General features: G+C 73.0%; 20 protein-coding genes. 7 read left to right on the top strand and 13 right to left on the bottom strand.

Going from position 1 to position 25,279, the window contains the following annotated elements; genetic code table 11:
• Nucleotides 1–49: 49 nt before the first annotated feature.
• Nucleotides 50–400 (bottom strand): nuclear transport factor 2 family protein, encoded by a 351-nt coding sequence (locus LTT61_RS26925; protein WP_233016806.1) that lies wholly within the window; start codon nucleotides 398–400, stop codon nucleotides 50–52.
• A gap of 94 nt (nucleotides 401–494) precedes the next feature.
• On the opposite strand from LTT61_RS26925, the gene LTT61_RS26920 reads away from it, so the two are divergent.
• Nucleotides 495–3,155, top strand: coding sequence for a helix-turn-helix transcriptional regulator (locus LTT61_RS26920; RefSeq protein WP_233016805.1), 2,661 nt, complete (start codon nucleotides 495–497; stop codon nucleotides 3,153–3,155).
• Here LTT61_RS26920 and LTT61_RS26915 read toward each other — a convergent pair.
• Nucleotides 3,135–3,359, bottom strand: a complete 225-nt coding sequence (locus tag LTT61_RS26915) for a hypothetical protein (protein WP_233016804.1) — start codon at nucleotides 3,357–3,359, stop codon at nucleotides 3,135–3,137. The two genes, LTT61_RS26920 and LTT61_RS26915, sit on opposite strands and share 21 nt — an antisense overlap.
• A gap of 98 nt (nucleotides 3,360–3,457) precedes the next feature.
• Here LTT61_RS26915 and LTT61_RS26910 point away from each other — a divergent pair, with 98 nt between their 5' ends.
• On the top strand, nucleotides 3,458–3,892 hold the full coding sequence (locus tag LTT61_RS26910; RefSeq protein ID WP_233016803.1) for a nitroreductase family deazaflavin-dependent oxidoreductase: 435 nt from the start codon (nucleotides 3,458–3,460) through the stop codon (nucleotides 3,890–3,892).
• 53 nt (nucleotides 3,893–3,945) lie between these two features.
• Nucleotides 3,946–5,310 (top strand): threonine ammonia-lyase IlvA, encoded by a 1,365-nt coding sequence (gene ilvA, locus LTT61_RS26905; RefSeq protein ID WP_233016802.1) that lies wholly within the window; start codon nucleotides 3,946–3,948, stop codon nucleotides 5,308–5,310.
• A gap of 21 nt (nucleotides 5,311–5,331) precedes the next feature.
• On the opposite strand, the gene LTT61_RS26900 is transcribed toward ilvA, so the two are convergent.
• The 3 genes from LTT61_RS26900 to LTT61_RS26890 all read right to left on the bottom strand — a co-directional run bounded on the left by LTT61_RS26900 (nucleotide 5,332) and on the right by LTT61_RS26890 (nucleotide 8,900).
• The gene (locus tag LTT61_RS26900; RefSeq protein WP_233016801.1) at nucleotides 5,332–6,582 is read right to left on the bottom strand and encodes a serine hydrolase domain-containing protein; all 1,251 of its coding nucleotides are present in this window, start codon (nucleotides 6,580–6,582) and stop codon (nucleotides 5,332–5,334) included.
• Nucleotides 6,583–6,638: 56 nt separating this feature from the next.
• Complete coding sequence (gene treZ, locus LTT61_RS26895) at nucleotides 6,639–8,375, bottom strand: malto-oligosyltrehalose trehalohydrolase (RefSeq protein WP_233016800.1); 1,737 nt, start codon at nucleotides 8,373–8,375, stop codon at nucleotides 6,639–6,641.
• A 120-nt stretch (nucleotides 8,376–8,495) separates the two neighbouring features.
• The gene (locus tag LTT61_RS26890) at nucleotides 8,496–8,900 is read right to left on the bottom strand and encodes a hypothetical protein (RefSeq protein WP_233016799.1); all 405 of its coding nucleotides are present in this window, start codon (nucleotides 8,898–8,900) and stop codon (nucleotides 8,496–8,498) included.
• A gap of 91 nt (nucleotides 8,901–8,991) precedes the next feature.
• Here LTT61_RS26890 and LTT61_RS26885 point away from each other — a divergent pair, with 91 nt between their 5' ends.
• Nucleotides 8,992–9,984, top strand: a complete 993-nt coding sequence (locus LTT61_RS26885; RefSeq protein ID WP_233016798.1) for a beta-mannosidase — start codon at nucleotides 8,992–8,994, stop codon at nucleotides 9,982–9,984.
• Here the strand turns inward: LTT61_RS26885 and LTT61_RS26880 are convergent.
• The 6 genes from LTT61_RS26880 to LTT61_RS26855 form a co-directional block, all read right to left on the bottom strand.
• Complete coding sequence (locus tag LTT61_RS26880) at nucleotides 9,950–11,617, bottom strand: ABC transporter (protein ID WP_233016797.1); 1,668 nt, start codon at nucleotides 11,615–11,617, stop codon at nucleotides 9,950–9,952. The two genes, LTT61_RS26885 and LTT61_RS26880, sit on opposite strands and share 35 nt — an antisense overlap.
• Nucleotides 11,614–13,056 (bottom strand): glycosyltransferase, encoded by a 1,443-nt coding sequence (locus LTT61_RS26875; RefSeq protein WP_420094702.1) that lies wholly within the window; start codon nucleotides 13,054–13,056, stop codon nucleotides 11,614–11,616. The genes LTT61_RS26880 and LTT61_RS26875 overlap by 4 nt, the downstream gene beginning before the upstream one ends.
• Nucleotides 13,053–14,531: a hypothetical protein gene (locus LTT61_RS26870; RefSeq protein WP_233016795.1), complete on the bottom strand. Its 1,479-nt coding sequence runs from the start codon at nucleotides 14,529–14,531 to the stop codon at nucleotides 13,053–13,055. Before LTT61_RS26870 ends, LTT61_RS26875 begins: the two co-directional genes overlap by 4 nt.
• Entirely contained in the window at nucleotides 14,528–16,465 is a 1,938-nt protein-coding gene (locus LTT61_RS26865) for a cellulose biosynthesis cyclic di-GMP-binding regulatory protein BcsB (protein ID WP_233016794.1), read from the bottom strand. Before LTT61_RS26865 ends, LTT61_RS26870 begins: the two co-directional genes overlap by 4 nt.
• A 178-nt stretch (nucleotides 16,466–16,643) precedes the next feature.
• The gene (gene dnaE / locus LTT61_RS26860; protein WP_233016793.1) at nucleotides 16,644–20,186 is read right to left on the bottom strand and encodes a DNA polymerase III subunit alpha; all 3,543 of its coding nucleotides are present in this window, start codon (nucleotides 20,184–20,186) and stop codon (nucleotides 16,644–16,646) included.
• 258 nt (nucleotides 20,187–20,444) lie between these two features.
• Entirely contained in the window at nucleotides 20,445–21,182 is a 738-nt protein-coding gene (locus LTT61_RS26855; protein ID WP_233016792.1) for a hypothetical protein, read from the bottom strand.
• A 119-nt stretch (nucleotides 21,183–21,301) separates the two neighbouring features.
• Between LTT61_RS26855 and LTT61_RS26850 the strand changes: the two genes are divergently transcribed.
• Together LTT61_RS26850 and LTT61_RS26845 are read left to right on the top strand one after the other, a co-directional pair.
• Nucleotides 21,302–21,787: a nitroreductase/quinone reductase family protein gene (locus LTT61_RS26850; protein ID WP_233016791.1), complete on the top strand. Its 486-nt coding sequence runs from the start codon at nucleotides 21,302–21,304 to the stop codon at nucleotides 21,785–21,787.
• A 131-nt stretch (nucleotides 21,788–21,918) separates the two neighbouring features.
• Nucleotides 21,919–22,593: a hypothetical protein gene (locus LTT61_RS26845; protein ID WP_233016790.1), complete on the top strand. Its 675-nt coding sequence runs from the start codon at nucleotides 21,919–21,921 to the stop codon at nucleotides 22,591–22,593.
• 53 nt (nucleotides 22,594–22,646) lie between these two features.
• Here the strand turns inward: LTT61_RS26845 and LTT61_RS26840 are convergent, their stop codons facing one another.
• The gene (locus tag LTT61_RS26840) at nucleotides 22,647–23,225 is read right to left on the bottom strand and encodes a hypothetical protein (protein ID WP_233016789.1); all 579 of its coding nucleotides are present in this window, start codon (nucleotides 23,223–23,225) and stop codon (nucleotides 22,647–22,649) included.
• A 170-nt stretch (nucleotides 23,226–23,395) separates the two neighbouring features.
• The gene (locus LTT61_RS26835) at nucleotides 23,396–23,854 is read right to left on the bottom strand and encodes a hypothetical protein (protein WP_233016788.1); all 459 of its coding nucleotides are present in this window, start codon (nucleotides 23,852–23,854) and stop codon (nucleotides 23,396–23,398) included.
• A gap of 213 nt (nucleotides 23,855–24,067) precedes the next feature.
• Here LTT61_RS26835 and LTT61_RS26830 point away from each other — a divergent pair, with 213 nt between their 5' ends.
• Nucleotides 24,068–25,240 (top strand): sensor histidine kinase, encoded by a 1,173-nt coding sequence (locus tag LTT61_RS26830; protein WP_233016787.1) that lies wholly within the window; start codon nucleotides 24,068–24,070, stop codon nucleotides 25,238–25,240.
• Nucleotides 25,241–25,279: the final 39 nt, after the last annotated feature.

Here is a 25,279-nt window from a genome sequence, read left to right as displayed (position 1 = left end):
CCCGGGTACTGCGGGGCAGGACGGAACCTCCTCGGGGTTCGACGGGGAGCTACGCGGGCACCTGGTCCAGGAAGCCGTAGACGGCGCCGATCCGGCCCTGCTCCAGCACGGCGACGTCGAAGCCGATCACCACCGGCGCGGCGCCGGCCGGGCCCAGCTCCCAGGTGAAGCGCACCTGGTCGTGGTGGCCGTCCGGCTCGCCTGCCAGCCGGAACTCCCAGCCGGGGAACTGCGCCTGGGCGGCGGCGATGCCCGCGTCGATCTCGTCGTGGCCGCGCACGGCCATGAGCGGGTCGGTGTATTCGGCGTCGGCGGTGAAGACCCTGGCGATCGCCGCCCGGCGGGCGGCCGGGTCGGTGGTGTTCCAGGCCGCCAGGTACTGCGTCGCGATCTCGTTCATGATTTCTCCTCTACCTGCTGTTTCTCGGTGTGTGGACCACGGTATGGCGGGCGGGGGGTGCACCGAATCGGTCGCCTATAGGTACTTTTCGAGGATGCCGACCGCACTTCTGGGCCGCGCGGCCGAGCTGGCCCGCATCGACGCCCTGCTCGCCGCGGCGCGGGCGGGCCGCAGCGGCGCGCTGGTGCTGCGCGGCGAGGCGGGCATCGGCAAGACCGCGCTGCTGGAGTACGCGGCCGCGGCCGGGCTGCCGACGGTGCGCGGCGCCGGAATCGAGTCCGAGGCCGAGCTGCCCTTCGCCGCACTGCATCTGCTGGTCCGCGGCGCCGACCTCGGCGCGCTCCCGGCACGCCAGCGCGCGGCGCTGGACGGCGCCTTCGGCCTGGCCGAGCACGACCCGGCCGACCGCATGCTGATCGGCCTCGCGGTGCTCTCGCTGCTCGCCGAGGAGGCGGCCGACGGCCCGCTGCTCTGCCTGGTCGACGACGCGCACTGGCTGGACCGGGCGACCGCGGAGACGCTGCTCTTCGCGGCCCGCCGCCTCGACGCCGACGGCGTCGCCCTGATCTTCGCCACCAGGGCGGGCGACGACGACTTCCCCGCGCCGGGGCTGCCCGAGCTCCCGGTCGGCGCGCTGCCGCCCGAGGTCGCCGCCGCGCTGCTCGACGCAGGCCACTCCGGGCTCGCACCGGCCGTCCGCTACCGCGCGCTGGTCGAGTCGGCGGGCAATCCACTTGCCCTGCTGGAGCTTCCGGCGCTGCTCGCCGCCGAGACGCCGGGCGCCGCGCCGGACCAGCCGCTGCCGCAGCGGCTCCGGCAGGCCTTCCACGGCCAGGTCGCCCCGCTCCCCGCGGCCACCCGCACCCTGCTGCTGGTCGCCGCCGCGGCCGACGCCGCCGACCTGGGCACGGTGCTGCGCGCCGGGGCGGCGCTGGGGGCGGGGCCGGAGGACCTGACCCCGGCCGAGCGGGCCGGGCTGATCCGCACCGGCACCGCGGGCGTGGTGTTCCGGCACCCGCTGCTGCGCTCGGCGGTGTACCGGGGCGCGCCGCTGCCGGAGCGGCTCGCCGCGCACCGGGCGCTGGCCGCCGCCGCCACCGGCCCGGAGAACGCCGACATCAGGGCCTGGCACCTGGCCGCCGCGGCCACCGGCCCGGACGAGGCGGTCGCCGCGGCCCTGGCGGACACCGCGGAGCGGGCCCGCCGCCGCAGCGGCTACCACGGCGCGGTCGCCGCCTACGAGCGTGCGGCCGCGCTCAGCGTCGACGACGCGGCGCGGGCACGCAGGCTGCTGCCCGCCGCGGAGACCGCCGCCGAGGCCGGGCTGCTCGACCTCGCCCGCCGCTGCGCCGAGCGCGCGGCGGCGGTGGCCGCGCCGGACCCGGCCACGCTGGCCCGGCTGGACGTGGTGCGCGGGCTGGCCGAGTTCGGCGCGGGGCGTCCGGCGGCCGCGCACCGGCTGCTGCTCGGCGCCGCGGCGAGCAGCGAACCCGCCCGCGCCGCCCGCATCCTGATCCAGGCGGCACATCCGGCCTGGTACCTCGGCGACCCCGAGATCACGGCGGTGGCAGCGGCTTTCGCCGAGCTCACGCTGCCGGAGGGCGACCCGGTCGCGCCGATCGCGGGCTACGTCCTGCCCGCGCTGCGCACCGCCTACACCGTCGACCTGCGGGACGCGGCAGCCGCGGCGCGGCGGCTCGGCGCGGACAGCGCGCGCGACCTGGTGCAGCTGTGCGGGGCCGGGCTGGTGGTCGGGCAGGACGAACAGGTCGGCGAGCTGGCCGCCGAGCTGATCGCCGAGTGCAGGGAGCAGGGCCGGATCGCGCTGCTCCCGCCGCTGCTCTTCTTCCTGGCCGAGGCCGAGCTCTTCGGTGGCAACCCTGCCGAGGCGGCGGTGGCCGGGGCCGAGGGGCTGCGGATCGCCAGGGACGCCGGGCTGGGCCAGTGGGTGAGCCAGCACCACGCCTTCCGCGCCTACCTCGCCGCGCTCACCGGCGACGAGGCGGAGTGCCTGGCGGCGGTCGCGGCGGTCGGCGGGGCCATGGCACCGGGCGCCACCTGGGCCGATGCCGCGCTCGGGATGCTCGAGCTCGGCCTCGGCCGGGTGGCGAGCGCCCTGCACCGGCTCAGTGCGCTCACCGCGGGCCCGACGCGGCACCACGTGGCGGCGGTGCGCGCGCTGCCCGACGTGGTGGAGGCGGCGGTGCGGCTCGGCGAGCCGGAGCGGGCCGGGGACGCCGTCGAGCGGCTGGCCGAGTGGGCCCGGCGCGGCGGGCAGCCGTGGGTGGCGGCGCTGGAGCAGCGCTGCCGCGCCCTGCGCACCGGCGACGAGCAGCACTTCCGCGCCGCGCTGGAGCTCGGGGCGCGCCCGCTGGAGCAGGCCCGCACCCGGCTGCTCTACGGCGAGTGGCTGCGCAGGGCCAAGCGCAAGACCGAGGCGCGGGCCCAGCTCGAACCGGCGGCGGCGGCTTTCGAACGGGCGGGCGCGACGCACTGGGCGGCTCGGGCGCGCACCGAGCTCGCGGCGCTCGGCGGCGGCGCGGCACCGGCGGCCGGTCCGGGGCCGGTCGCCCGGCTCACCCCGCAGGAGCTGCAGATCGTCCGGCTGGCCGCCCGCGGGCTCTCCAACCGGGAGATCGCGGCGCAGCTCTTCCTGAGCCCGCGCACGGTGGGGCACCACCTGTACAAGGCGTATCCGAAATTGGGGGTGGCGGCGCGCGGTGAGCTGGCGGGGCTACCGCTGGAGGCGGGGTGACACCGCGGCGAGCGCCCAGCGGCCCGCGGCGAGCCCGGCGCCGCCGAGCACCGCGACCGCGGGCGAGCCGGTGACCAGCAGCAGGATCAGCATTGTGACCAGGCCGAGCGCGAGGGCCTCCAGCTTGAAGACCGGCCACGGTACCCCGGCGAGCAGGACCGTCGGCCGCTCGGCAAGGGACGAATCGGGGTGCACCGCTGTCATGTCTTCACCATAACCGCGCGAAAGTTTTCGGTCCACCGAACTTTTCTGTTCCGTGTGTCACGGGAACAGTGCGGCCCGTTGTGCGAGTTACTGGTTGCATGCCTCTTACAGGAGAGTACGAACCGAGCACGTCCGACTGGGCCCGGGAGCAGGCGGAGCAGTACGAGAACTCCGGCGGCACCGAGGCCACCACGCTGCGCGGGGTCCCGGTCATCCTGCTGACCACCCGCGGCGCCAAATCCGGCAAGCTGCGCAAGACCCCGCTCATGCGGGTCGAGCACGGCGGCGAGTACGCGGTGGTGGCCTCGCTCGGCGGCGCCCCCAAACACCCGGTCTGGTACTTCAACATCAAGGCCGACCCGCACGTCGAACTGCGCGACGGCACCGAGACCAAGGACTACACCGCGCGCGAGGTGACCGGCGACGAGAAGGCCGCCTGGTGGGAGCGCGCCGTCGCGGTCTGGCCGGACTACGCCGACTACCAGACGAAGACCAGCCGGGAAATTCCGGTTTTCGTACTCGAACCGCGCTGACCAGCCCGGACGGCCGCCACCCGGCGCGCGCGGTACGCGCGCCTGGTGGCACCATGGACCGGGTGTCCAATCCGCTTCCGGTACTCGAGCCCACGTCCATCGCGCATCCGGCACTGACCGCTGCCGAGATCGACAGCGCCGCGGAACGCATTCGGCACATCATCGAGCCGACGCCGCTGCAGCACAGCCCGCGGCTATCGGCGCTCACCGGTGCGACGGTCTACCTCAAGCGCGAGGATCTCACCGCGGTCCGCTCCTACAAGCTGCGCGGCGCCTACAACCTGATGGTCCAGCTCACCGCTGCCGAGCGCGCCGCGGGCGTGGTCGCCGCGAGCGCGGGCAACCACGCGCAGGGCGTCGCCTACGCCTGCCAGGCCATGCGGGTGCGCGGCCGGATCTACGTGCCGACCACGACGCCGAAGCAGAAGCTCGACCGGATCCGGGTGCACGGCGGCGAGTTCGTCGAGCTCATCGCGGTCGGCGAGAACTTCGACGCGGCCGCGGCGGCCGCCGCCGACGACGTGGCGAGCACCGGGGCCACCATGGTCCCGCCCTTCGACGACCCGCGCACCGCCGCCGGGCAGGGCACCATCGCCGCCGAATTCCTGACCCAGCTCGACACCGCGCCCGACCTGGTGATCGTTCCGGTCGGCGGCGGCGGCTGCCTGGCCGGGATCGGCACCTACCTGCGCGACCGCTCCCCGCGCACCGGCATCCTCGGCGTCGAGCCCGCGGGCGCGGCCTCGATGACGGCGGCGCTGGTGGCGGGCGGCCCGGTGACGCTGCCGGAGATCGATCCGTTCGTGGACGGCGCCGCCGTCCGGCGGATCGGCGCGGTGCCGTTCGCGGCGGTCACCGAGTTCGGCGGGCGGGTGGTCTCGCACGGCTCGCTGCCGCTGCTCGCGGCCCCGGCCGGCGGCACCGGCCAGGGCGACTTCGGGCTCATGCAGATCGACGAGGGCGCGATCTGCACCGCCATGCTGGAGCTGTACCAGAACGAGGGCATCATCGCCGAGCCGGCCGGGGCGCTCGCCACCGCCGCGCTCGCCGAGATCTCGGTGCCGCCCGGCTCGACGGTGGTGGTGCTGGTCTCCGGCGGCAACAACGACGTCTCCCGGTACAACGAGATCATCGAGCGCTCGCTGGTGCACCAGGGGCTCAAGCACTACTTCCTGGTGGACTTCCCGCAGGAGCCGGGGGCGCTGCGCCGCTTCCTGGACGAGGTGCTCGGCCCGGACGACGACATCACCGTCTTCGAGTACGTCAAGCGCAACAACCGGGAGACCGGCGCCGCGCTGGTCGGCATCGAACTCGGCGCCGCCGACTGCCTGGACGCGCTGCTGCGCCGGATCGCCGACTCGCCGATCAACTGCGAGCGGCTCGACCCCGGCTCCCCGGCCTACCGCTACCTCACCTGACCGAGCCCGCCCGCCCTCCGCTCACGCCGCGGAGCGGGCGGCGGGCGTGAGCTCGGCCTGGTTGCCGCGCAGGCAGCCGACGATCAGCGGGAGCAGCCAGGCGACGGTGGAGATGTCGAGGCCGAAGAGCGGCAGGGTAAAGCGGTTGTGCACGAAGCCGACCGAGATCCCGGAGCGCGGGTCGACCCAGCCGAACGAGCCGTTCAGCCCGATGTGGCCGAAGCCGGTGTGCCCGCCTGGCACCGGGATGGAGTGGTACCCGAGGTGCCACATCATCGGCAGGTAGAACAGCGCGTGGTCCAGCTGGTAGCTGCGCACCTTGCGCATCTCGTGCAGGGTGTGCCCGGAGAGGTAGCGCGCGCCGTTCACCACGCCGTCGCCCGCCAGCGCCCCGTACACGGTCGCCAGCGCGGAGGCGGTGCAGACGCCGTTCGCGGCGCCCTGCTCGGTCTGCAGCAGCGAGGGCTGCGCGCCCTCCAGAATGGCCTCGAGCCCCGGCACGAAGAGGCAGCGCACCGCCGCCCCGACCACGCCGGGGAGGCCGTGGCCGCGGCCGAGCACCAGCGAGGCGATGGGGTTGCGGGCGGCGCTCAGCTGGGTGCCGGCCATCGGCGCGTAGCGGGTGGCCGAGCCGGGGCCCGGGTAGCCGAGGTGCAGCCCGTCGCGGATGCCGAGCGGCTCGGTGACCTCCTCGCGGAAGAGCTGCCCCATGCTCTTGCCGGTGACCGCGCGGGCCAGCCCGCTCATCAGCCAGCCGTAGGTGAGCGCATGGTAGGTCGGGGTGCCGAGCAGGTGGTCCGGCGCGGCGGCGGCCAGCCGCTGCTCCATGAGCTCGTGGTCGAGCACCTCGCTGGTGTTCTGCGCGACCTGCCGCAGCGCGGAGAGCCCGGCCCGGTGCGTCATGACCTGCTCGACCGTGATTCCGGCCTTGCCGTTGGCCCCGAACTCCGGCCAGTACTCGGCCATCGGCGCGTAGTAGTCGATCAGCCCGCGGTCGGCGAGCCGGTGGATCACCGTCGCGGTGATGCCCTTGGTGGCGGAGAAGACCACGGTGCCGGTGTCGGCGGTCCAGGGCCGGTCACCGCCGTAGCCGGTCCAGATGTGGGCGAGCGGTTGTCCGTGCCGGTACACCGCGAGCGCGGCCCCCGCGTCCCTCCGGTGGCCGAAGACCCGCGCGAAGGTGCGGATCAGCGGGGCGAACTCGGTGCCGGCGCTGCCGCCGACACCGTCCGGTAGCTCGGCGCAATCGCCGGCGGAAGCAACGGTGCTCATGAACCAAAGGTAGACGCGCGATTCGGCTCCGGCAATCATCCGTCCGAGACGGTGATTCAATCGTTCTCGCAGGCCAGCAGCGCGAAGGAGTGACCGGGGAGCACCGTACCGGCACCTTCGGGCGCACTGTCCGGCTCGGCGGAGGCCAGTACTGTGATGCCGGTCACCGGTACTACCACCGGCTCGGTGCCGAGGTTGCAGGCCAGCTCGAGGCCGCCGCGGGCGATCACGATCCAGTTCTCGTCCTGGTCGTAGCGGACCGCGTGGTCGGGAATCCAGGTGCCGGTGAACTCCGGCCGCAGCCGGCGCACCGCGAGCAGATCCCGGTACAGCTCGAGCAGCCTGGCCCGGGACGGGTCGGCGGATTCGGTCCAGTCCAGCTTGCTGCGGGCGAAGGTCTCGGGGTCCTGCGGGTCGGGGACGTCCGCGGTGGCCCAGCCGTGCTCGGCGAACTCCGCCTTGCGCCCGGTCGCGGTGGCGGCGCCGATCTCCGGGTCGGTGTGCGAGGTGAAGAAGAGGAACGGCGTGCGCGCGCCCCACTCCTCCCCCATGAACAGCATCGGGGTGAACGGCGCGAGCAGCACCAGCGCCGCCTTGATCGCCAGCTGGCCGTCGGTGAGGTTCATCGACGGCCGGTCGCCGATGGCCCGGTTGCCGATCTGGTCGTGGTCGCAGGTGTAGCCGAAGAGCGCGGACGGCGGCGTCGTCGCGCGGTCCACCGGGCGGCCGTGCCTGCGCTCGCGGAAGCTGGAGTAGCTGCCCGCGTGGTAGAAACCGCGGGTCAGCGTGGTGGCCAGGCACTCCAGGCTGCCGAAGTCGGCGTAGTAGCCCTGCCGCTCGCCGGAGACGGCGGTGTGCACGGCGTGGTGCAGATCGTCGTTCCACTGCGCGGTGAGGCCGTAGCCACCCGCCGCGCGCGGGGTGATCAGCCGCGGGTCGTTGAGGTCGCTCTCGGCGACCAGGGTGAGCGGGCGCCCGACCCGGGCGGAGAGCACCGCGACCTCGGTGGCGAGCTCCTCCAGCAGGTGCGCGGCGGTGCGGTCGACCAGGGCGTGCACCGCGTCCAGGCGCAGCGCGTCGAGGTGGAAGTCGCGCAGCCAGCGCAGCGCGTTGTCCAGGACGTGCCTGCGCACGTGGTCCGAGCCGGGGCCGTCCAGGTTGAGGCTCTGCCCCCAGGTGTTGCGGCCGTCGGTGAGGTAGGGGCCGTACTTCGGCAGGTAGTTGCCGGAGGGGCCGAGGTGGTTGTAGACGACGTCGAGCGCCACCGCGAGCCCGCGCGCGTGGCAGGCGTCGACGAAGCGCTGCAGCCCGGCCGGGCCGCCGTAGGAGTCCTGCACCGCGTACCAGAGCACGCCGTCGTAGCCCCAGTTGTGCGTGCCGTCGAAGGCGTTCACCGGCATCAGCTCGACCACGGTGACGCCGAGGTCGACGAGGTGGTCGAGTTTGCCGATCGCGGCGTCGAAGGTGCCATCCGGGGTGAAGGCGCCGATGTGCAGCTCGTAGAAGACCGCGCCGGGCAGCCCGCGGCCGGGCCAGCCGGCGTCGGTCCAGAGCTCGGGGTCCGGGCTCCAGAGCGCGGAGCGGCCGTGCACGCCGTCCGGCTGCCAGGGCGAGCGCGGGTCGGGGAGCACGGTGGGGTCGTCGTCGAGCAGGAAGCCGTAGCGGGCGCCGGGGGCGGCCGGGATGTCGGCTCGCCACCAGCCTGCATCGTCCCGGTGCAGGGGGTGCACCTCGCCGTCGAGATCGAGACGGACCAGATCCGGCCGGGGCGCCCACACCTCGAAGAGAGTCACCAGCCCAGGATTCCACGTTCGCGGGCGGTGTGCCGGGAACGGGAAGGCCGCCGGTCCTCATGGACCGGCGGCCTTTTCCACCCGTGCGGTGAGCACCCCTCGCCCCCACCGCCGGGAGCCTCAGAGAATCTCGAACTGCAGGTAGTACTCGGTGTTGCCGCGGGTCGGCGCGATATCGAGGACATAGTCGCCGGAGAGCGGCAGCCACACCTCGGTGTAGTTCTCCTCGATGGCGAGGATGGTGCCGTCCGGGGCGATCAGGGTGAAGGCGGCGTTGTCCTCGACCGAGCCGAGCCCGGCGGTGAACAGCTGGCCGGAGCGGGCCTCCAGGATGTAGGTGTCCGAGTCACCCCTGACCACGCTGCCGCCGACGCCGCCGCTGCTGGTGCCCGGCTGCAGCTTCAGCTCGGCGAAGACGCCGGCGGTGGCCGATCCCGACGCACCCGCGATGGTCAGCGCGGCAGCGGCCGCCAGCGCGGTGAACGCGAGGGCGAGCAGCCGGAACTGGGCGCGAAGGATGTTCATTGCTTTCTCCTGTGTCTCGGTGGTGTCGGGAAAAGAATGCGGTTCGGCGCTTTCGGCGCCCTTAACGTTCGGTCAACGCCACACTGGGGTGATGGCGAGGGTGCAGGTACAGCAGGGGGAACTGCGGTTGGACGGCGAGCCGTGGTGGCCGGCCGGGCTGAACGCCTACCAGCTCGCCACCGACTGGGAGGTGAACCGGGGCTGCGGCGCCCAGGTCGACCTCGACGCGTATTTCGCCGCACTGCCACCGAATTCACTCACCCGGTTCAACGCCTTCGAGGCGCTGGCCACGCACCGGGTCACCGGCGCGCGGGACTGGGGCCCGATCGACGCGGTCTTCGCCGCCGCGCAGCAGTACGGGCAGCTCCTGATCCCGGTGCTGACCGCGCAGGACGGCGCCTGCGAGGACGAGAAGTTCAAGCAGTACGACTGGTACACCGACGGCTGGCGCGGCCCCTTCGCCGCCTGGACCGCGGCCGCCACCGCCCGCTGGCACGGCTCCCCCGCGCTCGCCGCCTGGGAACTCGTCGGCGAACCCGAGCCGGGGATCTGTCCCGGCGGCGACTGCGCCTGGAACGCCCGCACCTGCCCGCCGGACGCCGCCGCCGTCCTGCGCGCCTTCATGGACGAGGCGGGCGCGATCGTCCGCGCGGCCGCGCCGGGCACCCCGATCACCGCCGGGCTGCTCGGCGGCGGCCAATGCGGCTCGGCCGGAGACGAATACGGGCTCATCGCGGAGTCGCCGAACGTCGACATCGTCCAGTACCACGACTACGGCGCCGACGGCGTCCCGCTGCCGGGCGATCAGTGGAACGGCCTCGCCCGCCGCATCGAGCAGGCCGGTGCCGCCGGAAAACCGTTGCTGGTGGCCGAGATCGGGCAGCACAGCGACCAGTCCCCCGCCTCCCTGGCCCGGCGCGCCGCCGACATCACGCAGAAAATCGACGGCCAGCGCGTAGCGGGCACCGCGGGCGCCCTGCTCTGGGCCTTCGTCCCCGACCCGCGCCCCGGCGAGCAGACCTACGACATCGGCCCGGGTGACCCGCTCTTCACCGTCCTTGCTCTCCGGAACGCGGCGGGATGACCCGGTAGAGCCGCCAGTCCGGCTGGTCCTTGCCGTCGTTCGGCGCCTCCAGCTCCAGGACCGCGACCTCGCCGCCGTTCTCGTAGATGGTCGGATAGCGGCGGTTGACCGCGTCGGCGGTGCCGCGGCCGACCGGCGGGACGGCGAGGATGTAGCGCACGCCGTGCGCGGCTGGGTCGCTGAGGACGGTGATGAAGTCCTCGTCGGAGGGGATGACGAACTGCTCCGGGCGCTCCGAGGCGACCACGATGCCGAAGCCGGAGACGGAGTCGGTGAGCACCGAGCCGTCCGGCAGGTGCTGGGCGTCGAGGTAGTCGGCGATGGCGCGCTCGGTGCGGAAGGAGGCGAGGATGCGGTGCTCGGTGTCGACCGTCGGCGCGGTGTCGCCGGGGCCTGCGAAGAGGCTGCGCAGCGCGTACTGCTGCACCGAGATGGTGGGTTCGGCGAGGCCGATCGCCGTGATCGGCAGGCTCAGCACCAGCAGGACGGCCCCGAGCGCGGCGGCGGCGCGCGCCCGCGGGACGGCGGCGCCGCGCGGCCCGGCGTTGCGGCCCGGCCGCCGGGCGGGGGGCGCGCCGACCGGCGGGGCGAGCTGCAGGGTGTAGACGCAGACCAGCGGGATGCCCGCGATGTAGAAGCGGAGCAGCGGGAAGGTGGCGCCGCGGAAGTAGGCGTACGCCTGGAAGGCCAGCACCGAGCCGAGGATCAGCGTGGGCACCAGCACCTCGATGTCCCGGCGGCGCAGCCCGAGCGCCAGCGCGACCGGCGCGATCAGCGGCAGCGCGGGAGCCAGCACCAGCAGCCCGGCCGCGGAGAAGCCGATCGCGGCGAGCCCCTGCTGCGCCGCGCCGCCGGACTGCTCGATGATGGCGGCATTGCCGTAGGCCGAGCTGAACTGGGCCAGCCCCTCGCCGGTGAGCAGCCAGCTGGTGACGAACCAGGTGAGCACCGCCAGCACCCCCGGCCCGATCAGCAGCAGCGCGTCCAGCACCCCGGCCGCCACCCGGTCGCCGCGTTTGCGGCCGCGGGCGGCCAGGTAGCTGCGCAGCGCGACGAAGGCCGCGGTGACCGCGATCGGCACCACCGCGTCGTACCTGGCCAGGTAGCCGAGCCCGAGCGCGGCGCCGGCGGTGATCAGGTCGTGGACGTCGTCGGTGCGGACCCAGCGGATCAGCCTGCGCACCGCCCAGCAGCCGCAGAAGACGAACGGCGCCTCGCTCATTCCGGTGAGCGCGTAGCAGAGGATCATCGGGTTCACCGCGAAGACCGCCGTCACCGGCACGATCAGCCACCGGGGTGCGCCGCGGTCGACGCCGATCCCGTACACCTGCACCACCGCGCCCGCCATGAAGAGCGCGGAGACCACAACCCCGGCCACGCCGTACCTGGTGAGCGCGGGCAGCCACGGGCTCAGCGCCACCAGCGGCAGCTCCAGCAGCGCGGTGAGCGGGGTGAAGACGAAGCCGATCGCGGCCAGGTGCGGGTCGCGGCTGAAGAGCACGGCCTGCACCGCCTGCACCCGGCTCAGCGCGTCGCCCATGAGGTAGCCGTGGTGCACCGCGAGCCACCAGCCGAGCGCCAGGTAGACCAGGGTGGTCCCGGCGAAGAGCAGCGGGACCGCGCGGGCCCTCACGGCGCGGGCTCGTCGGTGGTGACCTCCAGCCCGTGCGCGGTCTTCTCCCAGTACGACGGGTTGCGCAGCAGCTGCCACACCCCCTTGATGGCGGCGATGCTCATCATGAACCAGTAGATCGGCACGGTCAGGCAGGCGACGAGCAGCCGGGGGTCGCGGCCCTCGCGGCAGCCGATCAGGTTCATGTAGATGGTCAGCGCGTTGCCGAGGACCAGGCTGATCAGCGCCGGGTAGTAGACCGCGGGCGGGAAGACCCAGGCCACCGCGCGCGGCTGGCCGAGCAGCCAGAGCAGCAGCACCAGCCAGAAGAGCGCGTTCACGCAGGCGATCAGCGGGGTGCCCGCGAGCAGCAGGGTGAAGCGGAGGAAGGCGGCGGTGCCGATCGCGCGGCAGAGCCGCACCGGGTGCCTGGTGTGCACAAGCCAGGACTGTAGATACCCCTTGTACCAGCGGGAACGCTGGCGCAGCCAGTTGATCGGGTCGCTGTTCGCCTCCTCCCAGGTGACCGAGTTCAGCACCGCGGTGCGGTAGCCGTTGATCGCCAGCCGGACCCCGAGGTCGGCGTCCTCGGTGACGTTGTACGGGTCCCAGGCGCCGACGTCGTCCAGCACCCGGCGGAGCAGGTGGTTGGAGGTGCCGCCGAGCGGGATCGGCGCGTTCACCCGCATGACGCCGGGCAGCAGGTAGCTGAACCAGACGTCGTACTCCACGGTGAACCAGCCGGTGAGCAGGTTCTGCCTGCCGTTGCGGAAGGCCAGCTTGGCCTGCACGCAGGCGGTCCTCGGGTCGGAGCGGGCGAAGGTGGCGACCACCTTGCGCAGCTGCAGCGGGTCCGGGATGTCCTCGGCGTCGTAGATGGTGAGGATCTCGCCGGTGGCGAAGTGCAGGCCGTAGTTGCAGGCCTTGGGTTTGGTGCGCGGGTCGGCGGCGGGGACCAGGACCACGGTGGCCACCTGCTCCACCCCGGCGGCGGCCGCGGCGGCGATGGTGGTGTCGTCGTCCTCCTCCAGCAGCAGCAGGATCTGCAGTTTGTCCTTCGGGTAGTCGAGCGCGGCCATGGCGGCGATGAGCTGGCCGATCACCTCGGTCTCGTCGTAGGCGGGCATGAGCACGGTGTAGGGCGGGAGCTCGGCGTCCGGGATGGCACGCGCCTCGTCGTCGTCGATCTGGACGATGGCGTCCGCGGGCAGCCCGCGCCGGAAGATCACCAGCCGGTCGATCAGCGCGGCGACGTAGGCCAGCGTGCTCACCGCGGTGAGCGTGGTGAGCGTCGGGATCGGCGCGAAGATCCCGCCCGCGATCAGCAGCGCGAGCAGGGCGAAGCCGATGACGCGCTGCCACGGCGTGAAGGGGACGGCCGCCGAGGCGCTCGGGGTGCGCTCGCGCAGCCCGGAGACGGCGTCGTGCAGCGCGGCGGCGCGGAACTCGGGATCGGTCACGGCGCCTCCCACTGCCGGGCGACCAGTGCCCTGCCGAAGGTGGTGAGCAGGTCGACGTCCTTGTACTCGGGTTTGTCGTCCACCGCGACGGCGTTGCCGCGCATCATGATCGTGAAGGTCTGCGCGGCGATCGAGCCCATGTTCGGCGACGGCTCGGGGAACGGCGCGCCCGGCTCGTGGTTGTCGACCGCGATCACCCGCACCGACTCCACCACCGGGCCGCGGTGCCAGATGAAGCTCAGGTAGGTCCAGGTGAGGAAGAGGTTCTCGTCCACGATGGTGTAGATCCGGCCGGTCTGGCCGGGGGCCAGCTCGATGGTGAGCGGGTCGGAGCGGCGGGCGTAGATGGTGGAGTACAGCGTCTGGCCCGGGTACACCTGGAGATTGAAGACGTCGTCGGTGTTCAGCGTGTCGACAACCAGGGTTCGCCTGCGGCCCCTGACATCCCAGGCGTCGACCACGCGGTCGGCGGTCACCACCTGGCGGACCAGGGTGGCATCGGCGCCGAAGTACTGCGGCGCCCAGTCCAGCCGGGCGAACCCGGTCTGGTTCCAGCCGTCCGGCACGCTCAGCCCCGGCCCGTCGGCGAGCGGCGGGCCGGTGCCGATCCGCTGATCGATCGGCGGCGGCAGCGGCAGCAGGGAGAGCGCGACGGTGGCGGCGGCCAGCACGATCAGCGCGGGCCATGGCCGCGCGACGGTCGGCTCGCGGCGCGGCACCAGGTGCGCGTTCGGCTCCCGGTGCCGCATGGTGTGCCCGATGAAGTAGAGCCCGACCCCGGCCACCGCGACGGCGGCGGGCAGCTGCTGCACCAGCGGGCTCGGGATGCCGGTCGTCGCCAGGTCGAGCAGCCCGACCAGCACCAGCCCGACGAGCAGCCCGGCCAGCGCGCCGAGCAGCCCGCGCCGCCAGCTGCGGGCCACCGCGATGCCCGCGCAGAACCCGACGAAGAGCACCAACACCAGCGCCGATGCCTTCCAGTCGCCGCCGAGCAGCACCGCGAGCGCGCGGTACGGCAGCGGCCCGAAGAGCAGCACCACCAGCCAGACCGGCCAGAACCGGCCGGTCGCGCGCAGCCCGAACATCAGCACGCAGCCGCCGAAGTAGTAGGCGACGCCCGCGTACATGTCCAGCCGGAGCAGGTCGAAGGTGTCCGGGTAGCGCGGGACCATCAGCCCGACGATCACGACCGCGAGCACCAGCGCCATGCCGCCGACGATGTAGTCGACCTGCCGGTCGTGGATCGGCAGCTCCCGGTACCGGCGCCGGGCGACGCCGACCGCGGCAACCAGCGCCACCAGCGGCAGCATCACCAGGTAGCCGACCCGCTGGCCGTTCTCGGCGCTGGGCTGCAGGCGGCTCAGCGACTCGTGGAAGGCGATCGCGCCGCCGCCGACGATGGGCGCCCAGCGCAGGCTCACCGCGAGGAGCGGGTGGCGCAGCCAGAGCGGGCGCTGCGCGGTGGCGGTGCTCACGCCCGGCGGCCGGGGCCGCGGCGGGCTCGGGTGAGCAGGACGAGGACGGCGCCGATCAGCCCGATTCCGAGCAGCACCGCGCCCGCGAGCAGGAGGGTGGTGTGGTCGTCGCTCGGCTGCTCGGCCGGCAGCGTGGCCGGCGCCTGCAGCAGGATCGGCTCCCGGTCGCCGGTCTGCGCCAGCACCCCGCCGCGCAGCCCGTACCAGCGGTCCGGCTCGGCGCGCAACCAGTCGAGCAGCCGATCGGTGGCGGCGGGGTCGCCGGTGGAGGTGGCGACCAGCAGCATCCGGTCGCCGCTCCAGGCCGCCTGCAGCGAGCCGAGCCGCTGCCCGGGCAGCTCCACGCTCTGCGCGGGGCCACCGTCGGCGTCGGCGACGGTGACGCTCGGCCCGACCACGGTGAGCGGGAGCTCCAGCGAGTCGGGCAGCCCGCCGTCGGCCGCGATCAGGACGGCGGGGCGGTCCGAGTTCAGCGCGGCGTCGAGCGGGACCAGCTCCGGGCGCAGCGGCGCGAGCGTCATCCGCTGCAATCCGGTGAGCAGCCCGAGCGCGCGCCCGGCGTCGGCCAGCGTGCCCGCGCTCAGCCCGACCTGCACGGCGGGCATGAGCGCCTGCGGCAGCGCCTCGAACCCGCCCGGCACCGGCGGCACCCGCCGCACGCTCTCCACCGTGCTCTCCGGGTCGAGGGTGAGCGTGACCGGCTGCGCCGCCTCGCAGCTCGCGGCCCCCGCGACCTGCAGCGCCACCGCGACCTCGGTGAAGCGGCCGAGCAGCCGATCCGGGACGTCGATCCAGCGGTCGATGCTCCCGGAGCCGTCCACCGGCCAGTGGTCGACCGTGCTGTCCCCGACGGTGGCCGTGAGCTGGCCGTTCGTCCCGTCCGGCAGCGGCGTGTAGTTGCCGCGCAGGTGGATCCGCACGGTCCCGGAGGGGCGGCCGAGCCGGGTCTGGTCCACCGCGATCGGAATCCGGACCCGGCCCTGGCCGGTCCCGCTCAGCGTGGTGACGCCCAGCTCGCGCAGCGTGACGCTGTCCGGCGCGAGCTGCGGCGCCGGGGCCAGCGACCCGGCGACGGCGGCGGTGTCCGCGGCGATCCAGGCCATGTCGCTGGTGATCAGCCTGGCCTGGGTGCGCAGCTCCGCGCCGCGGCCGGTGACCGCGAGCACCGGGCCGCCCGGTGCCGTCGTCCGCAGGGTGGTGCCCGCGGTGTCCGCCTCGGTGATCACCACGCGGCGCTCCAGGAGCCCAGGCGGCTCCGCCGGAATCGCACCGCCGGGCCCGAGCGGGCGCAGCTCAACCGCGACGGTCTGGTTGGCGTACCTGGCGACGATGGCGGTGCCGAGCTCGAGCGCGGTGGCGGTCTCGTCCGCCGACGGGGTGGCGGGCAGGTACAGGGTGAGCCGGTTCAGCACCGGTGGCAGGAAGTCCGCGATCACCGCGGGCTGCGTCTCCTCGCCGGTGTAGTCGACGGTGGCGTCCACGAGGGCGAGCGTGCCGCTCTCGGCGGCGCACCAGCCCGCGCCCATCGCGGTCAGGTGCGAGTGCAGCGTGACGGTGGCGGCGCCGTTCAGCACCGGAACCCCGGCCAGCGGCAGGCTGACCGGCAGCGTGGCGCTGCCCGGCGGCACCTCGACCGAGCCGACCACCCGCCCCTGCACCTCGACGTCGATCCGTCCGGTCCCGGCGTCCGGCGCGACCTGCAGGGTGCCGCGCAGCGCGGCGGGCGCCATCCCCGGCGGCACCGGGACGACCAGCGCGACCACGTCGTCGCGGCCGTCGAAGGGCTGCACGGCGGTCAACCCGAGCGCGGGGAGCGGGAACTGCGCGTCCTGCCGCAGCGGCACCGCCGCGGCGGGCGCGGCCAGCACCAGCACCGCCGCCCCGGCCGCCGCGCAGCGCGCGATACCGGACCGGATCGAACCGGCGATTGTCATGCCCACACCTCCACCACACGAGCCGAGATCAGGACGAACGACCCCAACCATAGGGCCGAAAGTCCTGGTCACCTCGGTATCAGCGGTGCGTGTCTCCGGCACCGGGCTCGGCGGTGCGCCGGCGCGGGCGCCGCACCGCCGCGTGGAGAGCGTGCGGCGCAGCGCGTCCCGGTGTCGCTCAGCCCGCCAGGCAGCCGGGGCCGAGCAGCGCCTTGAGGTCGCCCATGAGCGCCGACGACGGCGAGACCCGGAAGCTGTCGGAGAGCTTGAGCACGGTGGTCTTGTCCCTGGCCCCGACGTGCCGCACGTGCACGTCGGCGGTGCCCGGGTGCCTGATGAGCACCCGCTTGAGCTCGCCGATCTTGTCCGGCGTGCACATCCGGGTGGTCACCGTGACGGCGAGCGGCTTGGCGACGCCGATGGTGGAGAGATCCGGCACCGCGAGGTCGTTGGCGATCAGCGAGATCCGGTCGTCGCGCACGCTGACCCTCGCCTTCACCAGCACGATGGCGTCCTCGACCACGTCCATGCCGTAGAGCTGGTACGACTGCGGGAAGAAGAGCACCTCGATGCCGCCGGTCAGATCCTCCAGCTGGGCCGAGGCCCAGGCCAGGCCGTTCTTGTTGACCCGGCGGTTCACCGAGGCCAGGATGCCGCCGACGGTCACCTGGGTGCCGTCCTTGAGGTCGCCCTCCAGGATGGCCGGGATCTGGGTGTCGGCCTGCGCGGCCAGCACGTGCTCGACGCCGTTCAGCGGATGCCCGGAGACGTAGAGCCCGAGCATCTCCCGCTCCAGCGCCAGCCGGTGCTTGGACTCCCACTCGTCGTCCGGCACCGCGACGTTGAAGATCGAGGTGATCGACTCGTCCGCGTCGACCCCGCCGAAGAGGTCGAACTGCCCGATCGCCTCGGCCTTCTTGGTGGTCATCACCGCGTCGATGGCGTCCGAGTGGATCAGCAGCAGCCCCTTGCGCGGGTGCCCGAGCGAATCGAAGGCGCCCGCCTTGATCAGCGACTCGGTGACCTTCTTGGTGCAGGCCACGGTATCGATCTTGTTCAGGTAGTCGGAGAAGTCGGTGTACTTCGACTTCTCCTTGCGCGCCTGCAGGATCGAGGCCACCACGTTCGTGCCGACATTGCGCACCGCGCCGAGCCCGAACCGCACGTCGGTGCCGACCGAGGCGAAGTTCAGCTCGGACTCGTTCACATCCGGGGGCAGCACGTGCACGCCGAGCCTGCGGCAGTCCGAGAGGTAGACGGCGGCCTTGTCCTTGTCGTCGCCGACGCTGGTGAGCAGCGCCGCCATGTACTCGGCCGGGTAGTTCGCCTTGAAGTAGGCGGTCCAGTAGGAGACCAGGCCGTAGGCGGCGGCGTGCGACTTGTTGAAGGCGTAGCCGGCGAACGGGAGGATGGTGTCCCAGAGCGCCTTGATCGCGGCCTTGGAATAGCCGTTGGCCTGCATGCCCGCCTCGAAGCCCTCGAACTCCGCGGCCAGCACCTCGGCCTTCTTCTTGCCCATGGCGCGGCGCAGGATGTCGGCGCGGCCGAGCGAGTACCCGGCGACCTTCTGCGCGACGTGCATGATCTGCTCCTGATACACGATCAGGCCGTAGGTCTCGCCAAGGATCTCCTTCAGCGGCTCGGCCAGCTCCGGGTGGATCGGCTTGACGTCCTGCCGCTTGTTCTTCCGGTCCGCGTAGTCGTTGTGCGCGTTCATGCCCATCGGGCCGGGGCGGTAGAGCGCGCCGACGGCGACGATGTCCTCGAAGGCGGTGGGCTGCATGCGGCGCAGCAGGTCGCGCATGGGGCCGCCGTCCAGCTGGAAGACGCCGAGCGTGTCGCCGCGCTGCAGCAGCTCGTAGGTGAGCTTGTCGTCCAGCGGCAGCGCGTCCAGGTCGATCTCGATGCCGCGGTTGAGCCTGGCGTTGTCGATGGCGTCGCCGAGCACGGTGAGGTTGCGCAGCCCGAGGAAGTCCATCTTGAGCAGGCCGATGGCCTCGCACGACGGGTAGTCCCAGCCGGTGATGATGGCGCCGTCCTGGGCCCGCCGCCACACCGGGATGGCGTCGGTGAGCGGCTCCGAGGACATGATCACCGCGCAGGCGTGCACGCCCGCGTTGCGGATCAGCCCCTCCAGGCCGCGCGCCGTCTCGTAGATCTTGGCGATGTCCGGGTTGGTGTTGATCAGCTCGCGAACCTCGGCGGCCTCCTTGTACCGCTCGTGGTTCGGGTCGGTGATCCCGGAGACCGAGATGTCCTTGGCCATGATCGGCGGCGGCAGCGCCTTGGTGATCTGGTCGGCGATGGCGAAGCCGGGCTGGCCGAAGAGCACCCGCGCCGAGTCCTTGATCGCGGCCTTGGTCTTGATGGTGCCGAAGGTGATCACCTGGGCGACCTTGTCGGTGCCCCACTGCTCGGTGGCGTAGCGCACCATCTCGCCGCGGCGGCGATCGTCGAAGTCGATGTCGATATCGGGCATCGACACGCGCTCGGGGTTCAGGAAGCGCTCGAAGAGCAGGCCGTGCGGGATCGGGTCGATGTTCGTGATGTGCAGGGCGTAGGCCACCAGCGAACCGGCCGCCGAGCCGCGGCCCGGGCCGACCCGGATGCCGACCTCGCGCGCGTGCTTGATCAGGTCGCCGACGACCAGGAAGTAGGCCGGGAAGCCCATCTGGTTGATAACCGACAGTTCGTACTCGGCGCGCTCCACGTAATCGCGCGGGGGGCCGCCGGGAAAGCGCTGGTCCAGGCCGCGCAGGACCTCCCGCCGCAGCCAGCTGGCCTCGGTCTCGCCCTCGGGCACCGGGAAGACCGGCATCCGGTCGCGGTGCTGCCAGACCTCGTCGTAGGGCTGCACCCGCTCGCCGATGCGGACCGTGTTGTCACAGGCGCCCGGCACCTCGGCGTCCCAGATGGCGCGCATCTCGGCGGCCGACTTGAGGTAGTAGCCGTCGCCGTCGAACTTGAACCGGGTCGGATCCGAGAGCGTCTTGCCGGTCTGGATGCAGAGCAGCGCCTCGTGGTTGGTCGACTGGTCCTTGGTGACGTAGTGGCAGTCGTTGGTGGCGATCGGCGGGATGTCGAGCTGCTTGCTGATCATCAGCAGCCCCTCGCGCACCCGGCGCTCGATGGAGAGGCCGTGGTCCATCACCTCGAGGAAGAAGTTCTCCGGGCCGAAGATCTCCTGCCACTTCGCCGCCGCCTCCAGCGCCTCGCGCTCGTGGCCGAGCCGGAGCCTGGTCTGCACCTCGCCCGACGGGCAGCCTGTGGTGGCGATGATGCCATCGGCGTGCGCGGCGATGATCTCCTCGTCCATCCGCGCCCACTTGCCCAGCTGGCCCTCGATCGAGGCCAGGCTGGAGAGTTTGAACAGGTTGCGCAGCCCGGTCGCGTTCTCCGCGACCATCGTCATGTGCGTGTAGGCGCCGGAGCCGGAGACGTCGTCGCCCTTCTGGCTCGGATCACCCCACTGCACCCGCTTGGTGTTGAACCGGGAACCGGGCGCGATGTACGCCTCGATCCCGATGATCGGGGTGATCCCGGCCTTCTTCGCCGAGTTGTAGAACTCGGAGGCGCCGTACATGTTGCCGTGGTCCGTCATGCCAACCGCGGTCATCCCGAGCCGGTTCGCCTCGGCGAAGAGCGGCGAGATCTTGGCCGCGCCGTCGAGCATCGAGTACTCGGTGTGGTTGTGCAGGTGAACGAAACCGGACTCGGCCAAAACGGTCCTACCTCCCAGGGTGGCGACGGGATCGGGACGCGTTTGTTTCAGCGAGACGGCCCACCCGCCTCGCCGGTTTTCCGGCCCCGAGACGGTCGAGTTTAGGCCCGAAGTTCGGATCGGCGAAGCCTCGGAAAGTCGCTCGGGCGCGTCGCGATCCGCCGCTTCTCCGGCCTGGCGGCGCCGCACCCATCGGTACCAGCGAATTCCCGGCAGAGGCGCTCCCGGACCCGGGCGGCGCCGGCGGCGACACACCGCTCACCCGGTCCGTTGATCACCGATCGGGGGAGCCGCCGCCGCGGCGTCGCGCCCCTCCTCCGCGGCGGTCCAGCCGGTGCGCCCGCCCACCCCGTCCAGCACCGCGGTCACCGCACGCACCCGGCCCGTCCGGTCCTGGGTCGCCACCTCCACCTCCAGCCCCCGCAGCCGCCCGCGCCCGGCGCCGAGGCCGTGCGCCCCGGCCAGGTGGCTGCGAATCCGCAGGTCCGGGTGCGGCCAGTCCTGCCCCGCGACCAGCAGCACCGCCTTCTGACCGCGCACCCGCCCCTCCAGAGTGCGGGCCCGGGCGGGCGGGACGCCGACCCGGTGATCCAGCACGATCAGGTCGATCCCGTCGGTCAGCGCCGCCACCACGCCGAGCGGGTCCTGCCCTGGGTCCCGGATGACGGCAAGCCGCTCCAGGTCACCGCCCATCTCGTGGAAGGCGAGCAGCCCGCGCCGCCCGCCGCCGACCAGCGCGGCCCACGACCCCTCCGCCGTGACGGCGGCCAGCAACCCGAGCAGCACCGTGCTGGTCCCGGCGTAGGTCACCGTCGACCCCTTCGTCAGCCCGCCGTCCGGAAAGATCGGCCCGAGCGCCGTGGGCACCGCGAGCACCGGGGTGCGCGCGAGCGCGGGGCCGGGGACCCGGTCGATGACGTCGCGCAGCGCGGCCACCCGCTCGGCCTTCGACATCGCGGCGAGGCGCTCCGGGTCCAGCCGGTCGCGAGCGCTCATCGACGGCTCCACTCGAACATACTTTCGAGTCTGTCATACCCTCGTGCTAGAGGGAACGACCGTGCGCGCCGTTCCCAGTTAGGACGCTAGCTGTCCTAACCGCCCGAGATACTCGAATCATGAACGACACGGATCCGGCCGACATCACCGACTACGACGACCCGAACGCGCCGTGGAACCAGGCGTGGGATCAGGAGGGCGGCATCACCGGCTGGAACGACGACGTGATCACCGAGTTCAGGGAGAACTCCGGCAGGGTGGGTGGCGCCTACGCGGGCGGGGACCTCATCCTGCTCACCACCACCGGCGCCAGGAGCGGCAAGCCGCACACGACCCCGCTCGGCCCCCTCTACCGCGGCGACACCCTGTACGTCAGCTCGTTCATCGAGGACAAGTACCCCGCCTGGTGGCACAACATCAGGGCGAATTCGCAAGTCACCGTCGAGCACCGGGACCAGACCCACCGCGCGACCGGCCGGGTGCTCGAGGGCGCGGAGTACGACGAGTTCGCCAGCTGGGTCCTGGCGAACAACCCGCTGCTCGCGGACTTCCAGTCCAAGGTCTCCCGGCCGATTCCGCTGGTCGTGCTGACCCTCGACAACTGAGCGCTCCCCGGGCGGGTGGAGGTTCACGCGATGGCGCCGGCGCTCGCCGAGCTGAGCGCCGCGCTCGACGCCATGGCATCGTTCGGCAGGGAGACCGAGGCCGGACACTGACAGCGGAGGGGAAGCAGACGGTGGACGCGCACACCTACCTCATCCGAGCGGGTGGCGACCCCGCCGCCGCGGGCGATCGCGACACCGTCGGCGGGTGGCCCGTTCTCGACGCCGGGCAGCCGTGGCCGGTGTGCCCGTGCGGCGCCCGGATGGCGCTCTACTTCCAGCTCCTGGTCCCCGCCGACGTCGCGCACTTCGCCGGCGACCAGTTGCTGGCCTTCCAGTGCCCCGTCGAGAGCGACGCCTGCTTCCAGGCCACCGGACAGCTACCGCCCGAGTTCTGGGACCACCCACCGGCCAACGACCACGCGCACTGGCGAATCCTGCTGCAGCGCAACGCCACCGAGGTCGCCGAGCTCGACCCGCACCTGCGCCCGCACCGGCTGACGCTGGAGCGCGCGGTGGACGACGACGACACCCCGGGCTACGAGGGCCCGCTGCAGGACTTCAAGGTCGGCGGCTCCCCGCACTGGTTCCAGGGCGCCGAGCACCTGCGCTGCCCCTGCGGCGCAGAGCTGGTGTTCCTCGGCCAGGTCGCGGAGAACTACGACTTCGGCGGTTTCCGGAACGACACCGCCCAGGCGGCCGAGGCCATCGCCCTCGACGACGGATTCCTGCTCGGCAACATGGTCTACCTGCTCGCCTGCCCCGCGCACTGCCACCCCGCGGCCGTCTACCCGGTCTGCCAGAACTGAGCCGGAACGAGCGACGCGGCCTGCCCGCCGAGTAGTCGGCGCGGACCGAGCCGCTACCGGCCCGGGCCCTGTCCTGAGCCGGCCTTCGCCCAGACCGAGACGTGCTGCCCACTCTCCGCGGTGAACGGCCGCCGCTCCCAGTCCGCCCAGCGGTGCCGGAGCTCGAGCCCGGCCAGCCGCGCCATGAGGTCGAGTTCGGCGGGCCAGACGTAGCGGAACGGGATGCTGCGGTGCGTGCCGCCCGCGATGTCGAGGTAGTGGCAGACGACGAAGCAGCCGCCGGGCGCGAGCTGCTCGGCGACGGTGCGGAAGCTGGCGACCTGGGCGTCCTGCGTGGTCAGGTTCATGATGGTGTTGAAGACCAGGTAGGCGAGGGTGAAGTCGCCGCCCACCCTGGTGGTCGCGAAATCCCCGATGGTGACGCCGATCTCGGCGCCGCCCCGGTTTCGTCCGCAGCCGGGCGGCCATGGCGGTGGAGAGTTCGATGCCGTGCACCGGAACTCCGCGCGCGGCCAGCGGCAGCGCGATCCGCCCCGTCCCGATTCCGAGTTCCAAAGCCCACCCTCGCCGACCAATTCGGCCAGCACGTCGACGGTCGACGTCACCGGTTCCGGCGCGAACTGCTCCGCCACATTCCGGTCGTAGGTCGCGCGACCGCCTCCCCGAAGTAATCGATCACCCGCGGGCGGTAGCGCCGCAGCGGGGCCGGGCGCATCCCGATTTCGAGCGGCGGGCGATGCCGGGGCTCGAATCCGGCACCGTCCGCCGACGGAAATTCGGCGTGCCCGGCGGTCCGGCTCGGTCAGCCCTGGTAGCGGGTGACGGTGAAGTCGACGGTGCCCGGCTCCGGCAGGTGCGCGGGGCCGATCGTCACGGTGCCGTCGAAGCGGCCGATCCCGGCGTGGAACAGCGCGTCCCGCCCGCTGGTGCTCCAGTACCCCGGCCCCCTGGCCGTCTTCGTCACCACCCCGGTCTCCCCGGTATCGACATTGCGCCAGGTCAGCGTGACCGGCAGCGAGCAGGGGCCGACGCCGACCAGCGTCGCCGCCACGGTGAAGGCGGCATGCTCCGGGTAGGCGTCCCCGGTGACCGCGGTGTCCACGTAGGCCACGCACGGGCCGTCGGTGAGCGAGACCACCGGGGTGAACGGGCCGCCGGTGGTGGCGGGGTTGGCCACGGCGGGGGTGGCGAACACGACCAGCGCGGCCGTCGCGAGCACGGCGGTGGCCAGTACAGCGAGCACGGGTCTGGCTGATCTCATGGGTCCTTCTCGGGTCGGCGGGAGGGGCTGCCAAAGATTGCCCCGGGCGGGGTCGGAGTAAACCGGGCTCACTGCTCGGCCCTGGGACGGCAGGAAGCGGAAACGGCGCACAGGTCTCCAGGTGCGGCGCAAGTCCTTCGGAGTGTCCCTGGGCGTCACCGAACAGTGTGCGCCCAAGCCCACCCGCATAATCGACCCCATGGAACCCACCCGATGAACCCCACCGCGGTGGCGATCGTGGTGGCGGCGGCCCTCCTTGCCGGCGCCCTGCTGCTGTGGCCGCGAACCCGCCGCGTGGTCACCACCCCCGCCGAGCGCGCGGTGCACTCCGCCCTGCACACCGCGGCGCTGGCCGCGGTCCCGCTGCGCCGTGGCCTGACCGAGGAGTCGGCGGCCGAGGCGGCGCCGCACCTGCGGGCGCTGACCGGTGGCGCGGCGCTGGGGGTGGCGGACCCGGGGGGAACGGTGCTGGCGTGGGACGGCCCGCACGCGGCGCTCGGGGCGACGTTCGGGGAGGCGGCGGCGCGGGCGGCGGCGGGCGGGCGGGCGGTGCTGGTGGCGGGGCCGGGCGAGCAGGCGGGGCGGACGCTGGTGGCGCAGCCGATGCTGCTGCCGGACAACGAGGTCACCGGGGTGCTCGGGGTGGTCACCGAGGAGCCGCCGGGGCCGGGGATGCTCGGCGCGCTGGCGGAGGTGGCGCGGTACGCCTGCGGCCAGTTGCAGCTGGCGGAGCTGGACGCCTCGCGGGCCCGGCTGGACCGGGCCGAGGTGCGGGCGCTGCGCGCGCAGATCAGCCCGCACTTCATCTATAACGCGCTGAACACCATCGCCTCGTTCGTGCGCACCGACCCGGATCGGGCGCGCGAGCTGATCCTGGAGTTCGCCGATTTCACCCGCTACTCGTTCCGGGCGGCGGGCGAGTTCACCGTGCTCGCCGACGAGTTGCGCAATATCGAGCGCTACCTGGCGCTGGAGCGGGCCCGGTTCGGGGACGCGCTGCAGGTGCGGTTGCGGGTGGCGCCGGAGGTGCTCGGCGTGGTGCTGCCGTTCCTCGCGCTGCAGCCGCTGGTGGAGAACGCGGTGCGGCACGGCCTGGCCGGGGCCGGGCACGGCGGGACGGTGAGCATCGTGGCGGCCGACGCGGGCACCGAGTGCCTGATCAGCGTAGAGGACGACGGCGCCGGGATGGACCCGGAGCTGCTCCGCTCCGGCGAGCTGGACGCCGTCACCACCGGCGAGTCGGCGCACGTCGGGCTGGCCAACGTGGACGACCGGCTGCGCGCGGCCTTCGGCAACGACTACGGGCTGATCGTGGAGACCGCGCCGGGCGCGGGAACGAAGGTGAGCCTGCGGGTGCCGAAGTTCCGGCCGGGCGTGCGGGCCTGATGCCGGGAGTACCGGGCGGTTCCGACCCGTCGCCTTCTA

Source organism: Nocardia asteroides, assembly GCF_021183625.1.
GTDB classification, from domain to species: Bacteria; Actinomycetota; Actinomycetes; order Mycobacteriales; family Mycobacteriaceae; genus Nocardia; species Nocardia asteroides_A.
Note: the sequence above shows the minus strand (reverse complement) of the source record. Positions and strands in the feature narration are given on the sequence as shown.